This is a genomic window from Mesorhizobium sp. WSM4837 (assembly GCF_055811435.1).
In genome coordinates this window covers 1-779 of the sequence record NZ_JBVVQE010000218.1, presented here as the reverse complement: position 1 = coordinate 779, position 779 = coordinate 1, and the positions used below count along the sequence as shown (strand labels likewise).

Genomic DNA, 779 nt, shown 5'->3' with positions numbered 1-779 from the left:
TCAAAGGCGCCATCTCCCTCACGGAGGTGGTGCAGCACGGCGTGCTGGGCAACGACATTCGGGTTCGATGTCGTGTGCGACTGCAGCGCTTTGACAGCCGAGATCAATTCCTCCGGCGCAGCGAGATATCCAACGCGCCAGCCGGTGAGGGCCAGGCTTTTGGAGAATGCATTGACGATCACCGTCCGTCCCCGGACCTCCGGGGCCAGCGACACGATCGGATGATGCCGACGGCCATCATGGGTGAAGGGGCTGTAACATTCATCGAAGATGATCCAGAGGTCCCGCTCCATCGCCAACTGGGCGATGCCCGCAAGGGTCTCCGCGTCGTAGACGGCGCCGCTGGGGTTGGCGGGCGTGTTGACGACGATGGCCCGGGTCAGCGGCGTGATGACGCGTTGGATGTCGTCGATCCGTGGAACGTAGCCGGTTGCTCGCGTGTCGACATGGACTGGGGTGCCGCCAGCGATCTGGACCTGCGCTGGGAATGTCGTCCAGTAGGGTGCGGGAATGATGACCTGGTCACCGGGATTGATCAGCGTCATCGCCACGTTGAAAAGAGCCTGCTTGGCGCCGTTCGTCACGGCGAGCTCGTCGGCACGCCAGAGTTGCCCCGTCTCGACCGATACCTTCCGTGCCAGCGCCTCGCGCAACTCCATCGAGCCGATGGTGTCAGTGTAGCGGTTCAGGCCTTGTCGAATCGCCTCGATCGCTCCGTCCCGGATCGTCGGTGCCAGATCGCTCCAGATCTCGCCGGCCGTGAGATCAACAATCTCCAT

1 protein-coding gene is annotated in these 779 nt (G+C 63.2%); it reads right to left on the bottom strand.

What is annotated here, in order from left to right:
- A partial coding sequence (locus AC0L3D_RS36805; protein ID WP_473647547.1) for an aminotransferase class I/II-fold pyridoxal phosphate-dependent enzyme occupies positions 1-779 on the bottom strand: 779 nt, incomplete at its 3' end.